This window comes from Roseovarius ramblicola, assembly GCF_042430665.1.
GTDB lineage: Bacteria > Pseudomonadota > Alphaproteobacteria > Rhodobacterales > Rhodobacteraceae > Roseovarius > Roseovarius ramblicola.
In genome coordinates, this window is the sequence record NZ_JBHMEC010000003.1 from 173,743 (window position 1) to 191,741 (window position 17,999).

16 protein-coding genes are annotated in these 17,999 nt (G+C 68.8%); 8 read left to right on the plus strand and 8 right to left on the minus strand.

The genetic code is table 11. The features are described 5' to 3' along the window. Positions 1-14: 14 nt before the first annotated feature. From ACFFU4_RS02485 to ACFFU4_RS02495, 3 genes are read left to right on the plus strand one after another with little or no spacing between them, the layout of a single operon-like run. Positions 15-932 (plus strand): ornithine cyclodeaminase family protein, encoded by a 918-nt coding sequence (locus tag ACFFU4_RS02485; protein ID WP_377066711.1) that lies wholly within the window; start codon positions 15-17, stop codon positions 930-932. After that, positions 914-1,834, plus strand: coding sequence for an alpha/beta fold hydrolase (locus ACFFU4_RS02490; protein ID WP_377066713.1), 921 nt, complete (start codon positions 914-916; stop codon positions 1,832-1,834). Before ACFFU4_RS02485 ends, ACFFU4_RS02490 begins: the two co-directional genes overlap by 19 nt. Positions 1,835-1,878: 44 nt before the next feature. After that, on the plus strand, positions 1,879-2,523 hold the full coding sequence (locus ACFFU4_RS02495; RefSeq protein ID WP_377066715.1) for an RluA family pseudouridine synthase: 645 nt from the start codon (positions 1,879-1,881) through the stop codon (positions 2,521-2,523). Between the two features lie 118 nt (positions 2,524-2,641). On the opposite strand, the gene ACFFU4_RS02500 is transcribed toward ACFFU4_RS02495, so the two are convergent. Further along, entirely contained in the window at positions 2,642-4,084 is a 1,443-nt protein-coding gene (locus ACFFU4_RS02500) for an aldehyde dehydrogenase family protein (RefSeq protein WP_377066717.1), read from the minus strand. A gap of 132 nt (positions 4,085-4,216) precedes the next feature. Between ACFFU4_RS02500 and ACFFU4_RS02505 the strand changes: the two genes are divergently transcribed. After that, the gene (locus ACFFU4_RS02505) at positions 4,217-4,870 is read left to right on the plus strand and encodes a peroxiredoxin (protein WP_377066719.1); all 654 of its coding nucleotides are present in this window, start codon (positions 4,217-4,219) and stop codon (positions 4,868-4,870) included. Positions 4,871-5,200: 330 nt separating this feature from the next. Here ACFFU4_RS02505 and ACFFU4_RS02510 read toward each other — a convergent pair whose 3' ends face one another. The 4 genes from ACFFU4_RS02510 to ACFFU4_RS02525 all read right to left on the minus strand — a co-directional run bounded on the left by ACFFU4_RS02510 (position 5,201) and on the right by ACFFU4_RS02525 (position 10,244). Next, entirely contained in the window at positions 5,201-5,632 is a 432-nt protein-coding gene (locus ACFFU4_RS02510; RefSeq protein WP_377066721.1) for a universal stress protein, read from the minus strand. Further along, the gene (locus tag ACFFU4_RS02515) at positions 5,629-8,253 is read right to left on the minus strand and encodes a TRAP transporter permease (RefSeq protein WP_377066723.1); all 2,625 of its coding nucleotides are present in this window, start codon (positions 8,251-8,253) and stop codon (positions 5,629-5,631) included. Before ACFFU4_RS02515 ends, ACFFU4_RS02510 begins: the two co-directional genes overlap by 4 nt. A gap of 121 nt (positions 8,254-8,374) precedes the next feature. Next, on the minus strand, positions 8,375-9,343 hold the full coding sequence (locus ACFFU4_RS02520; protein ID WP_377066725.1) for a TAXI family TRAP transporter solute-binding subunit: 969 nt from the start codon (positions 9,341-9,343) through the stop codon (positions 8,375-8,377). A 37-nt stretch (positions 9,344-9,380) separates the two neighbouring features. Beyond that, the gene (locus ACFFU4_RS02525) at positions 9,381-10,244 is read right to left on the minus strand and encodes a MurR/RpiR family transcriptional regulator (RefSeq protein ID WP_377066727.1); all 864 of its coding nucleotides are present in this window, start codon (positions 10,242-10,244) and stop codon (positions 9,381-9,383) included. Positions 10,245-10,346: 102 nt separating this feature from the next. Here ACFFU4_RS02525 and ACFFU4_RS02530 point away from each other — a divergent pair, with 102 nt between their 5' ends. Genes ACFFU4_RS02530 through ACFFU4_RS02545 form a run of 4 tightly spaced genes read left to right on the plus strand, consistent with a single transcriptional unit; the run spans position 10,347 to position 15,230 of the window. Next, complete coding sequence (locus ACFFU4_RS02530) at positions 10,347-11,669, plus strand: aspartate aminotransferase family protein (RefSeq protein WP_377066729.1); 1,323 nt, start codon at positions 10,347-10,349, stop codon at positions 11,667-11,669. After that, complete coding sequence (locus ACFFU4_RS02535) at positions 11,666-12,433, plus strand: beta-keto acid cleavage family enzyme (protein ID WP_377066731.1); 768 nt, start codon at positions 11,666-11,668, stop codon at positions 12,431-12,433. Before ACFFU4_RS02530 ends, ACFFU4_RS02535 begins: the two co-directional genes overlap by 4 nt. A gap of 45 nt (positions 12,434-12,478) precedes the next feature. Further along, positions 12,479-14,185 carry a chloride channel protein gene (locus ACFFU4_RS02540; RefSeq protein ID WP_377066733.1) on the plus strand — a complete coding sequence of 569 codons (1,707 nt, stop codon included), beginning with the start codon at positions 12,479-12,481 and terminating at the stop codon, positions 14,183-14,185. Then, the gene (locus ACFFU4_RS02545; RefSeq protein WP_377066735.1) at positions 14,172-15,230 is read left to right on the plus strand and encodes an extracellular solute-binding protein; all 1,059 of its coding nucleotides are present in this window, start codon (positions 14,172-14,174) and stop codon (positions 15,228-15,230) included. Before ACFFU4_RS02540 ends, ACFFU4_RS02545 begins: the two co-directional genes overlap by 14 nt. Here the strand turns inward: ACFFU4_RS02545 and cobD are convergent. Genes cobD through ACFFU4_RS02560 form a run of 3 tightly spaced genes read right to left on the minus strand, consistent with a single transcriptional unit; the run spans position 15,203 to position 17,967 of the window. Beyond that, complete coding sequence (gene cobD, locus ACFFU4_RS02550) at positions 15,203-16,207, minus strand: threonine-phosphate decarboxylase CobD (protein WP_377066737.1); 1,005 nt, start codon at positions 16,205-16,207, stop codon at positions 15,203-15,205. The genes ACFFU4_RS02545 and cobD overlap by 28 nt on opposite strands. Before the next feature lie 6 nt (positions 16,208-16,213). Continuing rightward, positions 16,214-17,152 carry an adenosylcobinamide-phosphate synthase CbiB gene (gene cbiB, locus ACFFU4_RS02555; protein WP_377066739.1) on the minus strand — a complete coding sequence of 313 codons (939 nt, stop codon included), beginning with the start codon at positions 17,150-17,152 and terminating at the stop codon, positions 16,214-16,216. Beyond that, positions 17,149-17,967: a propanediol utilization protein gene (locus tag ACFFU4_RS02560; protein ID WP_377066741.1), complete on the minus strand. Its 819-nt coding sequence runs from the start codon at positions 17,965-17,967 to the stop codon at positions 17,149-17,151. Before ACFFU4_RS02560 ends, cbiB begins: the two co-directional genes overlap by 4 nt. Positions 17,968-17,999: the final 32 nt, after the last annotated feature.

Below are 17,999 nucleotides of genomic sequence, written 5' to 3' on the forward strand. Positions count from 1 at the left end.
AGAGGAGACACGCCATGCCCCCCACCATCATCCCCTTCGACGAGGGCGAGTGCGCGCTCGACTGGCTGAGCCTGTGCGCCGCGCTTCAGGCGGGTCACGACCGGCCCCGCGCAGAGATCGCCGACAGCTTTCTCTACCGTGGCGATGACACGCTGCTGAACCGCGCCGCATGGATCGACGGGCTGGGCCTTGCCGTCAAGTCGGCCACCATCTTTCCGGGCAATGCGGCGCATGGCCTGCCCAGCATCAACGGCGGCGTCAACCTCTATGACGACACCACCGGGACGCTTGCCGCGATCGTGGATTTCCACCTCGTCACCAAGTGGAAGACCGCCGGCGACAGCCTCTATGCCGCCACGCGGCTGGCGCGGTCCGACAGTCGGCGCATCCTGATCGTGGGGGCGGGAACGGTCGCACATTCGCTGTGGCAAGCCTATCGCGCCGCCTTTCCCGATGCGGAGTTCACCGTGTGGAACCGCACCCGCGCCCGTGCCGAAGAGATGGCGGAGGCCTGTGGCGGCATCGCGATGGCGGACGATCTGGAACAGGCTGTGCGCGCCGCCGATATCGTGACCTCGGCCACAATGAGCACCGAGCCGATCCTCAAGGGCGAGTGGCTGCAACCGGGCCAGCATATCGACCTCATCGGCGCCTACCGCCCCGACATGCGAGAGGCCGACGACGAGGCGCTGCGGCGCGCACGGCTGTTCGTGGACAGTATCGACACCACCGTCGGCCATATCGGCGAGATCGAGATCCCGCGCGCGGCGGGAACCATCAGCCGCGATGACATCGTGGCCGATTTCTACGATCCGCGCGCGTTTCAGCGCCTCTCCAATGACGAGATCACGCTGTTCAAGAACGGCGGCGGCGCACATCTGGATCTGATGACCAGCCGCTACATCCTCGACGCATGGCAATCGGCGCAGTGATCTGGGGCGCGCTGGCGCTCGGGGCGCTGGCGGGGGCGGCCCCGGTGCTGCACGAGGCCGCGAAGCCGCGGATCGACCGGGCGCGGGGCAACGCGCCGGGCGCCTTCGCACGGCTCAAGCGCGGGCGCGCGCATTACCGCTGGCACGGGCCGGAGGGCGGGCCGGTGACGGTCTGCGTGCACGGGCTGACCACGCCCTCGTTCGTCTGGGAGGGATTGGTGCCGGGGCTGGTGGCCAAGGGGCACCGGGTGCTGGTCTACGATCTCTACGGGCGGGGGTATTCCGACCGGCCCGGCGGGACGCAGGAGGCCGGGTTCTTCGTGAGTCAACTGGAGGAATTGCTGTCTAATCAAGGGATTGAAGGACCAGTGACGCTCATCGGGTATTCGATGGGCGGGGCCATAGCCACAGCCTTTGCCGCGCGGCGTCCGGAGCGGTTGCACGAACTCATCCTGATTGCGCCTGCCGGGCTGGGCCACGATCTGGGGCCGGTGGCACGGCTGGTGGCGCGGGGAGGTATGCTGGGCCGGTGGCTGATGCTCGCCGCCTTTCCCGTGAGCTTTCGCCGTGGATGCGAGACCGAGCGCGCGCTGGCCACGACGGTACCGGGGATCGTGGACCGGCAGCAGGAAGAACTGCGCTGGCGCGGCTTCGTCCCGGCGGTGGCACGGTCGGTGGCGGGGATTCTGGCGGAGGACCAAAGCACGGCCCACACCGCAATCGCCGCCGCCGGCGTGCCGGTGCGGGCAATCTGGGGAGCCGGTGATACGGTCATCCCGCTGTCGCGAAAGGCGCGGTTGGCGGAAGTAAATCCGGATGTGAATCAGTATGTTATCGAGGGCGCAGGGCACGGGTTGACCTATACGCATACCGACCGGGTGCTGGCCGCGATCCTGGGGTAAGCCGCCGCTGGCGCCCGGCAGCGTGCTGGTATATGCCGCGCCTCATGTCCGATTATCACCCGCCCGACACGCCGCTCGACATCCTGCACGCCGACCACGAATTGCTCGTCGTCAACAAGCCCGCGGGCCTCTTGAGCGTGCCGGGCAAGGGCGCGGACCTGGCCGATTGCCTGCTCGTGCGGGTGCAGGAGGCGTTTCCCACGGCGCTCCTGGTGCACCGGCTGGATCGGGACACGTCGGGGGTCATGGTGTTTGGCCTCAGCCCCCACGCACAACGGCATCTCGGTCTGCAATTCGAAAAGCGGCAGGCGAAAAAAACCTATGTGGCACGGGTATTTGGGGCCTTGTCGCCCAAGGTGGGCACGGTCGATCTGCCCATCGCGGTAGACTGGCCCAATCGCCCGTTGCAGAAGGTGTGCTTTGATACCGGGCGGGGGGCGGTGACGGAGTGGCGGGTGCTGCGGCAGGGGGATGGCGAGAGCCGGGTGCGGCTGATGCCGCGCACCGGGCGGAGCCATCAGTTGCGCGTGCACATGCTCAGCCTCGGACATCCGATCCTGGGCGATCCGCTTTATGCCACTGGAAAGGCGCGGGATTATCCGCGCCTGATGCTGCATTCCGAGGAGTTGCGGCTGCGCCATCCCGATGGCGGGGCCGGGGTGCGGTTCCGCGCCAAGGCCCCGTTCTGAGGCCCTGAAACCGGGGGCTGTACCCGCGTCGGTATTCTGTCGGTATTGTGTCGGTGCCGACGGGGGCGGGACGGGGGCAGGACGGCGGCGCGCCCTGTCCCCGCGTCAGGCCCCTCGGTCAGGCGCCGGGTGTCCAGCCCGAGACGGCCTTGACCTCAAGGAAATCCTCGATGCCCCATTTGCCGCCCTCGCGCCCGTGGCCCGACTGTTTCATGCCCCCGAAGGGCGCGCCCGCGCCGCGCGCCTTGCCGTTCATCTCGACCATGCCCGAGCGCAAGCTGCGCGCGAGCCGGTTGGCGCGCGCCGGGTCGCCGGTCTGGACATAGTTGGTGAGGCCATAGGGCGTGTCGTTGGCGATCGCGATGCCCTCCTCCTCCGAATCGAAGGGGATGATCGACAGCACGGGACCAAAGATTTCCTCTTGTGCGATGGTCATGTCGTTGGTGACATCGGCAAAGACGGTGGGGCGGACGTAGAACCCCTTGTTGAAGCCCTCGGGCCGCCCGGTGCCGCCCGCCACGAGCCGCGCGCCCTCGTCTATCCCTTTCTGGATGAGGTCCTGCACCTTCTGGAACTGCGTGGCGTTGACCACCGGGCCGATATGGCGGCCCGGCTCGGACGCGGGGCCGACCTTGAGCCCCTCGGCGATGGCGGCAGCCTCTTCGACGGTGCGGTCGTAGCGAGTGCGCTCAACCAGCATCCGGGTGGGAGCGTTGCAGGACTGGCCGGTATTGTTCATGCAGTGGAGGACGCCGCGCTTGACCGCCTTGTCATCGGCGTCGTCGAAGATCAGGTTGGCGCCCTTGCCGCCCAACTCCAGGCTCACCCGCTTGAGCGTGTCGGCGGCGGCCTTCGAGATCAGCCGCCCGGCGCGCGCCGATCCGGTGAAGGAGATCATGTCCACATCCGCGTGCGCCGAAAGCTGGCTGCCCACCCCCGCGCCGTCGCCGTTGACGAGGTTGAAGACACCCCCGGGCAGGCCCGCCGCGTCGATGATCTCGGCAAATATCAGCGCGTCGAGCGGCGATTCCTCCGACGGCTTGAGCACCATCGTGCAGCCGGCCACCAATCCGGCGATCACCTTGAGCGTGATCTGGTTCATCGGCCAGTTCCACGGCGTGATCATGCCCACGACGCCCACCGGCTCGTGGATGATGCGGTCGTTGGGGGCGTGGTCGCCCAGCGGTTCGTCGAAGCGGAAATCGCGGGCGGCCGTGAGGAAGTTGCCGATATGCCATGTCCCCGCCGGCACCTGGGCAGAGCGGGCCATGTCGATGGGCGCGCCCATCTCCATGCTGATCGCCTGTGCCAGTTCCTCGGCCCGGGTCTCGTAGACCTCCAGGATCTTCTCGACATACGCGATTCGCGTCTCGGGCGCGGTGGCCATCCACCCCGGAAAGGCGGCGCGGGCGGCGGCGACGGCGGCGTCGGTGTCGGCCTGACCGCCGAGCGCGATCACCGCGCAGGGATCTTCGGTCGAGGGGTCGATCACCGGCAGGTCGCGACCGTCGCGCGCATCCACCCATGCCCCGTCGATATAGAACTGGCGTTTCTCGATCATGGTTGACCTCCGTGAATTTGGCGGCACTCTGTCAGGGCCACCGGCGGGCCACAAGCCCGGATCGACCGGGCCGGGCAGGGTATGCGCTTCCGCTCCGCGACCCGCCAAAGGAGCTCACGAAAGGAGACCGCCATGAGTTTACGAATCAACGATACCATCCCCGACCTCACCGTCGAGACCGATCTCGGCACGTTTTCCCTGCATGACTGGATCGGCGACCGTTGGGCGATCCTGTTCTCTCACCCCAAGGACTTCACGCCCGTCTGCACCACCGAGTTCGGTGCCGTCGCGCGGCTGGCCGAGGAGTGGGAAAAGCGCGGTGCCAAGGTGATTGGCGTCTCGGTCGATGGCGTCGAGGACCACCGCAAGTGGAAGGCCGATATCGAGAAGGTGGGCCGCGCCGCGCCGACATTCCCGATCATCGCCGATGACGGACTGGAGGTCTCGAAGGCGTTCGACATGCTGCCCGCCGAGGCCTATCTGCCCGATGGCCGCACGCCCGCCGACAGCGCCACGGTGCGCTCGGTGTTCATCATCGGGCCGGACAAGCAGGTCAAGCTGATGATGACCTATCCGATGACCGTGGGCCGCAACTTCGCCGAAGTGCTGCGCGCGCTCGATGCGCTTCAGACCACGGCGAAGCATGGCGTGGCCACGCCCGCAGACTGGACCATCGGGCAGGACGTGATCGTGCCGCCCTCGGTCGATGACGCGGCGGCGCGCGAGAAATTCGGCGATTTCGACGCCGACCTGCCCTATCTGCGGCGGGTGAAGCTGCCGGGGTGAGCGGGTGAAGGGGCCGGGCGACCGGCCCCGTTTTCCGTCGCAAGCCGTATCACCGGGGAATGGGGAATGAAGCCTGGTTGTGGGGCGAGATTGGCCTGTTGCTGCCATTCGCCTTCTGCCCCGCGCGGAATCGAGGTGCCGTCAGGCACCGCCGCGCGAGCGCCCGACCGCCCCCCGGTCGGGCGCTATTCAACGTCTCAAGCTATTGTGAACGAAGGAGTATGTGGCACCATAAAGTGCTTTGCCTCACCCTCGCAGCGCCCACCCGCGGTCGGGCGCTCGCGCGGCTGCTCCAACGTCCGCTCAAGGCCAGAATGGACCGAACGCCCCCTACCGCACCACCATCACCGAGCAATCGGCGTGGCGCACCACGCGCGCCGCGTTGGGACCGAGCAGGAAGTCGCGGAAGTCGGGTTTGTGCGCGCCGATCACGATGAGCGCGGCCGCATCCACGCGGGCCACGCGCAGGATTTCCTCGTAGGCGTTGCCGGTCACGACGACGTGGCGGATGTTTTCGTTGGCTTCCGCGCCCAGAACGTCAGCCACGAGGTCGTTGAGCCGCTGGCGCGCGTCTTCCTCGATCTTCGGGTGGTGATCCTTGTCGAAATAGCCGCCCACCACGCTCATCCCGTAGTCGGGCACGACGGTGATGACATCGAGCTGCGCGTCTTCGAGCGCGGCGAGCCGCGCGGCCATGCGCAGGACATGATCGTCGCGATGCGGATTGCTGACATCGACGGCGCAGAGAACAGGGCCGGTCATGCGGTGACTCCTTGCTTGGCCTGGGGCTCTCGGGACATGCGCCCGCGCTGCAGAAGGGCGACAAGGCCCAGCAGGATGAACGCGGGGATGAAGATCAGCTCTTGCGGCCATTGCGCCACCGGGGCCTTGACCGAGGTGATCGTGACCGGCTGGTCGCCGTAGAAATCGTAGCCCTGCATCGTTTCGGAGAAGGGTGTGCCGAACATCGGTTCCTCCAGCAGCACCTGATCGCCCTCTGGGATGAGGGTGAGGCCGTAGTCCTGCAAGAGCGCGGCGCCGTCCTTGCCCTCGGTCGCGGTCAGAACGAGCGTGGTGTCCTTGGGGTCGCCGCTGATGAAATCCGGCCCTGCGACCACCATGCGCAGGTCCTGCCCCGGCGCGGCGTTGTCGAGCGCCTGCTCGAGGTTGGCCGGTTCCACCATCTCGAAGGGCGGCTGGATGCGGTTCATGAAATAGTCGGGCCGGAACAGCGCGAAGGCGATCAGGATCAGCGCCACGCTTTCATAGATGCGGTTTTTCGTGAGGAACCAGCCCATCGTGCCCGCCGTGAACACCAGAATCGCGATGGTGGCGACGATGAAGGTGATGATGCCTTGGGTCACCGTCACGTCGATCAGCAGAAGGTTGGTGTTGAAGATGAACACAAAGGGCAGCGCCACGGTGCGCAAGCTGTAGAAGAAGGCGGCAAAGCCGGTGCGGATCGCATCGCCCCCCGACACGGCGGCGGCGGCAAAGCTTGCCAGCCCCACCGGGGGCGTCACGTCGGCCATGATGCCGAAGTAGAACACGAAGAGATGCACCGCGATGAGCGGCACGATCAGCCCGGATTGCGCGCCAAGCTCTACCACCACGCCCGCCATCAGCGACGAGACGACGATGTAATTGGCGGTGGTGGGCAGGCCCATCCCGAGGATCAGGCTGAGCAGCCCCACAAAAATCAGCATCAGCACGAGGTTGCCGCCCGAGACGAACTCCACCAGGTCGGCCATCACCTGCCCCACACCGGTCAGCGTCACGGTGCCGACGATCACCCCCGCGGTGGCGGTGGCAAGGCCGATGCCGATCATGTTGCGCGCGCCCGCGATCAGGCCGTCGAGCAGGTCGAGCAGGCCCGCGCGCATGGCGTTGGCGGTATTGCTCTCACCGCGAAAGATCGCCTTGAGCGGGCGTTGGGTGATCAGGATCACGAACAGGAGCGCCGTGGCCCAGAAGGCCGAGAGGCCGGGGGATTTCTGCTCGATCATCAGGAAATAGACCAGCACCACGATGGGCAGCAGGAAGTAGAGCCCGGCCTTGTAGATCTCGCCCACCACCGGCAGGCGCACGTCCTCGGAGTTGGGGTCGTCCGGCTCCAGATCCGGCACCCCGGCGGCGAGCCACAGGAACGCCAGATAGGCCAGCACCAGAAGCCCCGAGAGGATCAGGCCGGAATTGTCGGGCATCATGGCGACGATCCAGCCCACCGGGTATTGCACGCCGTAGCACAGCGCCGCGAACCCCGCGAAAAAGACGAACATGCCGCCGATGGTGCGCCCGAGACTGACCACGCGGTCCCCCAATGTGGGCATGTTCTGTTTCACCGCTTCGAGATGCACGATGTAAACCAGCGCGATATAGCTGATCGTGGCGGGCAGGAAGGCGTGGGTAATCACCTCGACATAGGAGATGCCCACGTATTCCACCATCAGGAAGGCCGCCGCGCCCATCACCGGCGGCATGATCTGGCCGTTGACGGAGGATGCCACCTCGACCGCGCCGGCCTTTTCCGAGGTAAAGCCCACGCGCCGCATCAGCGGGATGGTGAAGGTGCCGGTTGTGACCACGTTGGCGATGGAAGAGCCGGAGATGAGGCCGGTGGCGGCAGAGCCCACCACGGCGGCCTTGGCCGGGCCGCCGCGCAGGTGACCCAATGCGCCGAACGCCATCTTGATGAAGTAGTTGCCCGCCCCCGCCTTATCCAGCATCGCGCCGAACAGGACGAAGAGAAAGACAAACTTGGTCGAGACCCCGAGCGCGATGCCGAACACACCCTCGGAGGTTATCCACATGTGGCTCATCGCCTTTTGCAGGCTGGCGCCCTTCCAGCGGATCACCTCGGGCACCCATTCGGAGGCCCCGAAGAACACGTAGCCGAGGAAGATCGTGGCGATGATCGCCATCGCCGGGCCGAGCGCGCGGCGCGCGCCCTCGAACAGGATGATGAGACCGGCGAGCGCGGCCCACTTGTCGGTGTGGTCGGCAAGGCCGCCGTTGTTGACGATCTTCTCGTAGAAGAAATAGCCGTAGAGCGCGAGATAGGTCCCCGCGAGGCCGAGCACCCAGTCATAGATCGGCACATGGCTGCGCGGGCTGGATTTCAGCATCGGATAGGCCATGAACGCCAGGAAGATCGCGAAGGCGAGGTGGATCTGGCGCGAATTGTTGATCAGGTCGCCGGGCAGGACGTAATTGGCGAGCGGCGAGGCCAGGAGCACCTGGTAGAGCGACCAGACCACCGCCACCACCGCGATGAGCAGCGCCACGGCACCCGTCGGGTTGCGCGCACCGCCATCGCTGGAGGCGACCATTTCCTGGAGGTCTTCCTCGCTGAGCGGGCCCCTGCCCTGCCTGTCATCGGCCATCTGTCCCGTCTCCCTGAGCCGCCGCGACCGGGCCGCGGTCTTTGAGTATCGCTTGATAGTGGAATGACCCGAACGAAAATGGCAAGGGCGGCGTGCCGCCCTTGCCTGATTGGGGCGGTCGTTATTCGACCCAGCCCTGTTCCTTGTAGTACTTCGCCGCGCCCGCGTGCAGCGGGGCCGAGAGACCGGCGGTCGCCATTTCCTGCGGGTCGAGATTGGCGAAGGCGGGGTGCAGGCCGCGGAAATCATCGAAGTTCTCGAACACCGATTTCACGACCGTGTAGACCGCATCCTCGCTGACCGCGTCGGAGCTGACGAAGGTGGCACCGACGCCGAAGGTCTGCGTGTCGTCGTCATTGCCGCGATACATGCCGCCGGGGATGGTGGCGGTGCGGTAATAGGGGTTGTCGTTGACGAGACCCTCGACCGCGTCACCCGAGACGGTGACCAGCACGCTGTCGCAGGCGGTGGTCGCCTCCTGGATCGAGCCGGAGGGGTGGCCGACGGTGTAGACCATCGCGTCGATCTGGTTGTCGCAGAGCGCCGCGGACTGCTCGGCGGCCTTGAGCTCGGTGGCGAGGGCGAAATCGTCGGTGGTCCAGCCCTTGGCGTCCATCAGCACTTCCATCGTACCGCGCTGACCGGAGCCGGGGTTGCCGATATTGACGCGCTTGCCCTTGAGGTCGTCGAAGGTGGTGATGCCGCTATCGGCGCGGGCCACCACGGTGAACGGCTCGGGGTGAACCGAGAAGACCGCGCGCAGGCCCTCGAAAGCGCCGTCATCCTCGAAGCGCGAGGTGCCGTGATAGGCGTGATACTGCCAGTCGGACTGCGCGACGCCGAATTCCAGCTCCCCGGCGCGGATGGTCTTGATGTTGTAGATCGAGCCGCCCGTCGATTCGACCGAGCAGCGGATGCCGTGATCCTTGCGGCCCTTGTTCACCAGACGACAGATCGCGCCGCCGGTGGGATAATAGACGCCGGTGACGCCGCCGGTGCCGATGGTGATGAACTCCTCGGCCATGGCCGCCGGTGCCATCATCGTGGCCAACGCGGCCCCCGCGACGGTGAATTTGAACTTTGAAAACATCATGATCTCCCTTGCTTGATGTTTGGTGGTTTGGGGTTCAGCCGCCCCAGGTTTCGCCAAGGCGGCGGCTGCTGATTTCGACCCGCGCGATCCGCTCTCGGGCGGCGGGGCCAGCGCGGCTCACCAGCATCCCGATCATGGCCTCGACGAGCACCATGGTGGTCACGTAGGACGAATAGAAATGCGGGCTGTCGGTGGGCACCACGAAGCCGGCCGAGGCATGGCGCAGCGCCGGGCAGCCATGGCTGTCGGTGATCACCACCACATAGGCCTGCTGCCCCGCCGCCATTTGTGTGGCCTCGATGGAGCGGGTGGAATAGGGCGGTTTGGTCACCGCGACGAGGGCGTCGCGCGCATCGAGATCGGCAAGCCCCGCGCCCAGCGACGCGCCCATGCGACCGGCCATGGACCAGTTGCCGGTGCAGAAATGCGCCATGTAGGCGAGGTATTCCACCACACCCGTGGAGCCGAGCGCGCCCAGCAGAAGAACGTTGCGCGCCGCGTGCAGGCGGTCGACCGCAGTTTCGAGCAATTTCTGGTCCATGTCGCGCAGAAGCGTCTGGATATTGTTCTGACAGGCCCCGACATGGGCCTCGAAAAAGCCGCTCTCGCCCGCCTCGTGAGCGTTCTGGAGCCGCTCGGCGCGTTCGGCGAAGCTGTTGACGCGCTCGCCGATCTTCTGGCGCATCTCCTCGCGCAGTTCCTCGAAGCTCTGGTAGCCGATGGCGCGGGCAAGCCGTGAGAACGTGGCCGGAGCAAGGCGGCTGTCATGTGCGACGGTGCGCAGGGAGCGGGTCGCGGTATCGACCGGGTGCGCCGCCACGTATTCCCCTGCCTGCCGCAGCTTGTCGCTGAGGCCGTCGAAATTTCGCGACAGTCTTTGTTCGAACGAAGCGTTCAAACGGTTCCTCCCTTATCAGTGATAATTGCTTCCATCTGTTTCACCACTTGTCAACAGGCGATTCATTTGTTTCAGTCGGATGCAACAGCAAGGATGCGCGCCATGACCCATGTCTTTCCCCGCCATACTAGGGCCCGCCCACCCCGCGCGGCACGCGGCGACGGTGCCTATATCATCGACGAGACCGGCAAGCGGTATCTCGATGGCTCGGGCGGGGCGGCGGTGTCGTGCCTTGGCCATTCGGACCCCGACGTGACGCAGGCGATCAAGGATCAGGCCGACCGAATCGCCTTTGCGCATACCGGGTTCTTCACGTCGGAGCCTGCGGAACGACTGGCCGACCGCTTGATCGCCCATGCGCCGCAAGGGATCGAACGTGTCTATTTCGTCTCGGGCGGGTCCGAGGCGGTGGAGGCGGCGCTGAAGCTGGCGCGGCAGTACTTTCTGGAAAAGGGCGAGCCGTCGCGTACCCGGTTCATTGCCCGGCGGCAGAGCTATCACGGCAACACGCTGGGCGCGCTGGGCACGGGTGGCAACATGTGGCGGCGCGAGCCGTTCGCGCCGCTGATGGTCGAGACCTCGCATATCGCGCCCTGTTACGAGTATCGCGGGCGTGAAGCAGGCGAGACGCCCGAGGATTACGGCCTGCGCGTGGCCGATGAGCTTGAGGCGGAACTGCGCCGCGTCGGACCGGAGACCGTGATCGGCTTTGTCGCCGAGCCGGTGGTGGGCGCGACGCTGGGCGCGGTGCCGTCGGTGCCGGGATATTTCCGGCGCATCCGCGAGATTTGCGACCGGCATGGCATTTTGCTGATCCTCGACGAGGTGATGTGCGGGATGGGGCGGACCGGCACGCTCTTTGCCTGCGAGCAGGACGGCGTGCGCCCCGATATCGTCACCATCGCCAAGGGGCTGGGCGCGGGCTATCAGCCGATCGGTGCGATGCTGTGCTCGGGCGAGATCTATGCCGCGATCGAGGGCGGATCGGGGTTTTTCCAGCACGGGCACACCTATATCGGGCACCCGGTCGCCTGTGCCGCCGCCGATGTGGTGGTGGAGAAGCTGACGACGGGCGGCATGACAGCCCGCGCGGCACGCATGGGCGAGGTGCTGGGCGAGGCGCTCACGGCGCGGTTCGGGCAGCATCCGCATATCGGCGACATTCGCGGGCGCGGCATGTTTCGCGGGCTGGAACTGGTCGAGGACCGCGAGAGCAAGACCCCGTTCGACCCGTCGCGCGGCATCAACAAGCGGATCAAGGCGGCGGCGTTCGAGGCGGGGCTGATCTGCTACCCGATGGGCGGCACGATCGACGGGCGGCAGGGCGATCACGTTCTGCTCGCGCCGCCGTTTATCCTGACCGACGATCAGGTCGGCGAATTGGTCGACAAGCTGGCCACCGCGCTCGATGTGGCACTGGCATGAGGGCGCTGCCCCGGCTGATGGTCGCGCCCAACGGGGCGCGGCGCGGCAAGGCCGATCACCCGGCGCTGCCCGTGAGCCTGCCCGAGATCGTCGAGACCGCGCGCGCCTGTCATGCGGCGGGGGCGGATGGGCTGCACCTGCATCTGCGTGACGCCGAGGGGCGGCATCTGCTGGATGCCGGGGCCTATCGCGAGGCGCTGACAGAATTGCGCCGCGTGGTGCCGGGGATGGCGGTGCAGGTGACGACCGAGGCAGCGGGGGCCTATGCGCCGCCCGCTCAGCGGGCGGTGGCGCTTGGCTCGGGGGCGGATCTGGTGTCGGTCGCCTTGCGCGAGATGGCGGCGGAGGAGGCCGAGGCACCGGGGTTCTACGCCGCCTGCGCCGAGCGTGGCATCGCGGTACAGCATATCCTGTACGATGAGGCGGATTTCGAGCTGCTGGCGCGGCTGGTGCCCGAGGGTCTGCGCGACGCGGCGGGCTTGCAACTGATCTTCGTTCTGGGCCGCTACAGCGACGGGCAGGAGAGCGATGCGCGCGACCTCGCGCCGTTCCTCGGCCGGCTGGCGGCACGGGAGACACCCGCCGACTGGGCGCTCTGTGCCTTTGGCCGGGCCGAGACCGCCTGTCTGCACGCCGCCCATGCGGCGGGGGGCAAGCTGCGGGTGGGGTTCGAGAACAGCCTGTGGCACGCGGATGGCCAAGTGGCGCGCAACAATGCCGAGCGGGTGCGCGCGGTGGTGGCGGCCTGCGGGCTGGCCGTCTGAGCCGCGAGGCTTGTGCGGGGCGCCGTCATTGCCGAGTATGTCCCCATGACCGCCGCGCCCGACACAAAAAGCCCCACGCGCCCGCTCGCCCGCGTGGTGATCATGACGGTGACGGCGCTCTGCGTGGGGACGGCGGCGTCGTTCGCCGCGATCGCCTTTGTCGAGCTGGTGTCGCTGCTCAACGCGGGGCTGCTGGTGGCGCCGCGGGCGCGGGTACAGTGGGAAAAGCTGCCCTGGCTGGTGACGGCCGCGACGCTGCTGGTGCCGACGCTGGGCGGGCTGGCGGTGGGCCTCATCCACCGTTACCTGTCGCCCGAGCGCCGCCCGCTCGGGCCGCCCGACGTGATCCGCGCCGTGCAGTTCCAGCGCCCGCTGCCGGACGCGCGCAGCGGCCTCGTCTCGACGCTGACGGCGGTGCTGTCGCTGGGCTGCGGGGCGTCGGTGGGGCAATACGGGCCGATGGTCTATCTTGGCGCGCTGTTCGGCGGGGCGGCGCGGCGGCTGCGCGTGCGGGTGCCCAATCTCGGGGGTATCGCGCTGAGCTGTGGCGTGGCGGCGGCCATCGCCACGGCGTTCAACGCGCCCATCGCGGGGCTGGTGTTTGCCCATGAGGTGGTGCTGCGCCACTACGCGACGCAAGCCTTCGCGCCGGTCACGGTGGCCTCGGTCACCGGCTATGTGATCGCCAATGTGATCTTTGAGCGGCCGGCGCTCTTCCTGGTGGATTTCGCGGGCGTGGCGCATGGCTATGAGTTCGCGCTCTTTGCCGTGCTGGGGGTACTGGTGGCGCTCGCGGCCATCGGCTTCATGCGGCTGGTGCTGGCCTGCGGGCCGTGGCTGGCGGGGCTGGTGGCCGCGCCCGCGCTGCGCCCCGGTGTGGCGGGGCTGGCGGTCGGGCTGACGGCGCTGGCGCTGCCCGATGTGTTGGGCATCGGCACCGAGACGCTGCGCTTTGCCACCATCGAGGGGGCGTTCGGGCGGGCCGAGTTGCTGGTGCTGATCCTGGCCAAGATCGGGCTCACCGCGCTGTGCGTCGGTGCCGGGTTCTCGGGCGGGGTGTTCAGCCCGGCGCTCTTGATCGGAAGCCTGATCGGCGCGCTGTTCTGGATGCTGGCCTCGGGGATCGCGGGGGTTCCCACCTCGGGGGTCGCGGTCTATGCCATCGGCGCGATGATGGCCTTTGCCAGTGCCGTGATCGGCGCGCCGCTGACCTGCATCCTGATCGTGTTCGAGTTGACCCGCAACTACGACATCACCATTGCCGCGATGGTCGCCGTGGTGTTTTCCAACCTCGTCTCGCACCGGCTGTTCGGGCGGTCGCTGTTCGATATTCAGCTTGCCCGGCGCGGCATGGATTTCTCGCGCGGGCGCGACCGGGCGCATCTGGCGGCGCTGCCGGTGCGCGACCTGCTGAGCGACGCGGCGGTGGTGATGGGACCGCAGGACAGCGCGGCGCAGGTGGATGCGCGGCTGGCCGATGCGGGCTGGCGGCAGGCCTTCGTTCTGGACGGGGACGGGCGGCTCGCGGGGGTTTACAGCCCCTCGGAGGGGGTGCGGCCCGCCGGTCTGCGCTTCGAGGAGGATACGAACCTTGCCGACGCGATGGAGCGGATGCGCGGATTCGTGGGCGATGCGGTGCCGGTGGTGACGGGCGACGGGGGCTACATCGGAGCGGTGTCCGAGGCCGACATGGTGAGCGCGTGGCTCGATCATGCCGCGCGTATCCGGGAGGAAGAGAATGCGGTGCTGTAGCCTGCTCCTTGTGTGGCTGTTCTGGGCCGTCCCGCTCGCGGCGCAGGACCTGACCGTCGCCACATGGGGCGGGGCCTATGAGGCGGCGCAGCGGCGCGCGATCCTCGACCCCTATGCCGAGGCGACGGGGCGCGAGGTGGCCACGGTGCAATACGATGGCAGCGTCGCGGCATTGCGCGAGCGGGCCGGGGCCGGGGGCTGGGACGTGATCGACATGCTGGCCGATCAGGCGCGCGTGGCCTGCGACGCGGGGCTGTTGCTGCGGCTCGACGCGGGCGCGATCCTGGGGCCGGAGGCGGAGGCCGATTTCAGCCCGCGCGCGCCCACCGCGTGCGGCATCGCGCAGAATGTCTATGCCCGCGTGCTGGCCTATGACGAGCGCGCCTTTCCGGGCGTGAAGCCGACCCGGATCGAGGATTTCTTCGACCCCGTGCGCTTTCCCGGCGCGCGCGCGGTGCAGCGCGGCCCCGATGGCATCCTCGAATGGGCGCTGATGGCCGAGGGTGTGCCGCCCGCGCAGGTCTATGGCCTGCTGAGCACCGACCGGGGCCTGCGGCTGGCGTTTCGCAGGCTCGACACGATCCGCGATGACATCATCTGGTGGGACGACCCGGCCACGCCCGCGCGGATGCTGGCCGAGGGGCGCGCGGTGATGGCCGCCGGATTCAACGGGCGGTTCTTCGACGTGGCGGCGAAGGGGGGCGCGCCGGTGGATATCGTCTGGGACGGGCGGATCATCGGCACCGAGGTCTGGGCGATCCCGGCGGAGACGGATGCGCCGGAGGCGGCGCGCGATTTCCTCGCCTACGCGCTGCGCCCGTCGTCGATGGCGCGGCTGTCAGAGTTGATCCCCTACGGGCCGACGCGGCGCTCGGCCTTTGCGCGGATCGGTCTCAACCCCGAGAGCGGCGTGCCGATGCGCGCCCATCTGCCCAACGCGCCGCAGCATGGCGGGCGGGCTCTTATCCGCGATGCGGCGTGGTATGCCAACACGCGCGACCTGCGCCAGCGGCGGTTTCAGGCCTGGCTGGAGGGCGGGGGCTGATCGAGGGCGGCGGCGAGGCGGTGCCACTGTTGCGGCGATCCGGCGAGGCCGAGGCGCAGCCAATGCGGCGAATAGGGGAAGACGCGCGACCAGATGCGGCGGCGCGCGAGATGCTCTTGCGCCGCCGCCGCATCCGGCGTGGCGTAGGTGCGGAAAAGCGGCGTGCCGCCGACAAGCGGCCAGCCCGCGCCCCGCGCCAGCCGGTCGAGCCGGGCGGCGTCACGGGTGAGGCGGGCGATGGTGGCAGCCTGCCAGCCGGTATCGGGCAGAGCGTGCAGCGCCGCCTCGATCGCGGGGCCGGAGACGGGCCACGGCCCGGCCATGTCGGCAAGGGTGCGGGCGATCGCGCGTGACGACAGCGCGAAGCCGAGGCGCAGCCCGGCCAGCCCGTAGAACTTGCCGAAGGAGCGCAGCACGAGGATGTTTTGTGGTCCCTGGTGCAAGCGCAGGGCGAGGGAAAGGCCCGGCTCCGGGTCGGCAAAGCTCTCGTCCACGACCAGCAGGCCGACGCGCTCCGCGAGCGCCGCGAGGCGGTCGGGGTCGTGGCGCGCGCCGTCGGGATTGTTGGGGTTGACCACCACGGCGCAATCGGCCCCGGCGAGGGCGTCGGGAGCCTTCTCTTCGCCGACCGTCCAGCCCGCGCCGCGCAGGGCGGCGGCGTGTTCGTTATAGGTGGGCGAGAGCACCCGGGCGCGGCCCGGCGCCATCAGGCGGGGCACCGCCTGAATGGCCCCCTGCGCCCCCGCGAGCGGGGTGACATGGACGCTTGTGCCATAGCAGGCGGCGGCGGCGGCGCGCAGGCGGGCCATGTCGGATTTGGTGGGCAGGGCGGCAACCGCGTGCCGTGACAGCGGCGGCACCGGGTAGGGCACGGGGTTGATCCCCGTCGAAAGGTCGAGCCAATCGCCCGCGTCGCCGCCGAAGCGGCGCAGCGCGGCGTCGAGATCGCCGCCGTGATCGCGGAGAGCGCTGTCCATGCCGTCTTAGACCAGCCAGACGAGCCCGAGCGCAAGCGCCATGAGCGCCATCGCGCGGGCGTAGAGCGACAGGGCGCGGTGCAGGTCGCGTGCTCCGGGGTCGGGGGCGGTGCCGTTCAGCCATGGCTCATCGCTGACATGCGTGCCGTAGGCGCGCGGCCCCGAGAGGCGGATGCCCAGCACGCCCGCCATCGCCGCCTCGGGCCAGCCCGCGTTGGGCGAGCGGTGGTGGCGGGCATCGCGCCACATGATGCGCAGCGCACGGGTAGTATGCCGCGGAGTGGCGAGCGCAAAGAGCAGGCCGGTGAGCCGGGCGGGGATGAGATTGGCCAGATCGTCGAGGCGCGCGGCAAATTTGCCGAACGCCTCGTAGCGGTCATTGCGGTGGCCGATCATCGAATCGAGCGTGTTGACGGCCTTGTAGGCGGCGATGCCGGGCAGGCCTGCCACCGCGCCCCAGAAGACCGGCGCGACGATGCCGTCGCCGGTATTCTCGGCGAGGCTCTCGATGCCCGCGCGGGCGACGCCTGCGGTGTCGAGGTGGCTCGGGTCGCGGCCGACGATCATCGCCACCGCGCGGCGCGCGGCGTCGAGATCGCCATCGACCAGCGGCGTGGCCACGGCGGCGACATGGTCGTGCATTGAGCGCAGCGCAATCAGCGGCCAGACCAGCACCCCGCCGAGGAGAATGCCGGGGAGGTTGTCGGGCAGGAGCCGTTGCAGGGCCAAGGCAGGCACGGCGGCGAGCGCCACCACGGCCAGCGCGGTGAGCGCCCCGGCGGCCAGCCGCCGCCCGCGCGGCCCGGTATTCCAGCGGCCCTCCAGCGCCGCGATGGCCGCGCCGAGCCACGTCACCGGGTGGCCGATGCGGGCGTGGAGCCGGGCGGGCCAGCCGAGGGCGAGGTCGAGCGCCAGCCCTGTCAGCATCATGGCCGCAAAGCTCATCCCGCGCCGCCGGTGGCGAAGGTCAGCACGCCCGTAAACCCCGCCTCGTGCAGGGCCTGTGCCGCGCCGTCAGGCACCTTGCCGGGGGCAAAGATCAGCGCCCGCGCGGTGCCGGTATGCGCCCGCGCATGGCCCAGCGCGCCCAGATCGCGCGCCAGCGCGTCGATCGGACCCTCGGGGCCGCGCAGGGCGGTGCAGCGCCGCGCCGATTCGGTGGCGATCCCGGCCACGGCTGCAAGGTCGGCGCGCGCGACGGCGGCGCGCCAGAACGGCACGAGATCGGCGATGTCGGGGAAACCGGTATCCTCGGGGTCGGTACGCCGCGGCGCGCCGAGATAGCCGCCCATGATCTCGCAGGGCGGTGGGGGATCAAGCTCTTCGATCACCCGCCCCTCGCGCGAGGCCCAGAGCAGCCGGTCGGGGGCCGGGTGCATCAGCGGATCGGTCGCGCCCTCGACGTCGAGGCAGGCGCGGGCCAGCGCCTGCGCCTCGCCCTGCCAGCCCATCGCCCGGGCGCTCGCCACGAGGCAGGCGGTGGAGGCCCCCGCGCCCGCGCCCATCGGCATGTCGGGGTCGAGCCCTGGCCACGCCACCGGGCCGAGACCCAGCGCGCGGCCAAAGCCCGCCACCGCGCGGGGCGGGAACAGCCGGTCGATCCCCGGCCCGGTGCCGGGGGCCGTGACCGCCAGCGCCGGGCAGGCCAGCGTCACCAGCGCGACCGGCCCGTCGGGGCCCAGCCGCCCCTGTATCCATTCACCGAAATGGCCCGGCACGCACGCGGCGGGCCGGGCCATCGGGGCCTTTGCATCAGCCATTCGCTTCGCTCCCGTCATCCCCCGACTTGTCT

Bases quoted from the DNA above. Each gene is read 5' to 3' on its own strand.
- ACFFU4_RS02505 (WP_377066719.1), top strand. From the start codon at position 4,217: ATGAGTTTACGAATCAACGATACCATCCCCGACCTCACCGTCGAGACC.
- cbiB (WP_377066739.1), bottom strand. From the start codon at position 17,152: ATGAGCTTTGCGGCCATGATGCTGACAGGGCTGGCGCTCGACCTCGCC.
- ACFFU4_RS02495 (WP_377066715.1), top strand. From the start codon at position 1,879: ATGTCCGATTATCACCCGCCCGACACGCCGCTCGACATCCTGCACGCC.
- ACFFU4_RS02485 (WP_377066711.1), top strand. From the start codon at position 15: ATGCCCCCCACCATCATCCCCTTCGACGAGGGCGAGTGCGCGCTCGAC.
- ACFFU4_RS02545 (WP_377066735.1), top strand. From the start codon at position 14,172: ATGCGGTGCTGTAGCCTGCTCCTTGTGTGGCTGTTCTGGGCCGTCCCG.
- ACFFU4_RS02520 (WP_377066725.1), bottom strand. From the start codon at position 9,343: ATGTTTTCAAAGTTCAAATTCACCGTCGCGGGGGCCGCGTTGGCCACG.
- cobD (WP_377066737.1), bottom strand. From the start codon at position 16,207: ATGGACAGCGCTCTCCGCGATCACGGCGGCGATCTCGACGCCGCGCTG.
- ACFFU4_RS02515 (WP_377066723.1), bottom strand. From the start codon at position 8,253: ATGGCCGATGACAGGCAGGGCAGGGGCCCGCTCAGCGAGGAAGACCTC.
- ACFFU4_RS02535 (WP_377066731.1), top strand. From the start codon at position 11,666: ATGAGGGCGCTGCCCCGGCTGATGGTCGCGCCCAACGGGGCGCGGCGC.
- ACFFU4_RS02540 (WP_377066733.1), top strand. From the start codon at position 12,479: ATGACCGCCGCGCCCGACACAAAAAGCCCCACGCGCCCGCTCGCCCGC.
- ACFFU4_RS02530 (WP_377066729.1), top strand. From the start codon at position 10,347: ATGACCCATGTCTTTCCCCGCCATACTAGGGCCCGCCCACCCCGCGCG.
- ACFFU4_RS02500 (WP_377066717.1), bottom strand. From the start codon at position 4,084: ATGATCGAGAAACGCCAGTTCTATATCGACGGGGCATGGGTGGATGCG.
- ACFFU4_RS02560 (WP_377066741.1), bottom strand. From the start codon at position 17,967: ATGGCTGATGCAAAGGCCCCGATGGCCCGGCCCGCCGCGTGCGTGCCG.
- ACFFU4_RS02510 (WP_377066721.1), bottom strand. From the start codon at position 5,632: ATGACCGGCCCTGTTCTCTGCGCCGTCGATGTCAGCAATCCGCATCGC.
- ACFFU4_RS02490 (WP_377066713.1), top strand. From the start codon at position 914: ATGGCAATCGGCGCAGTGATCTGGGGCGCGCTGGCGCTCGGGGCGCTG.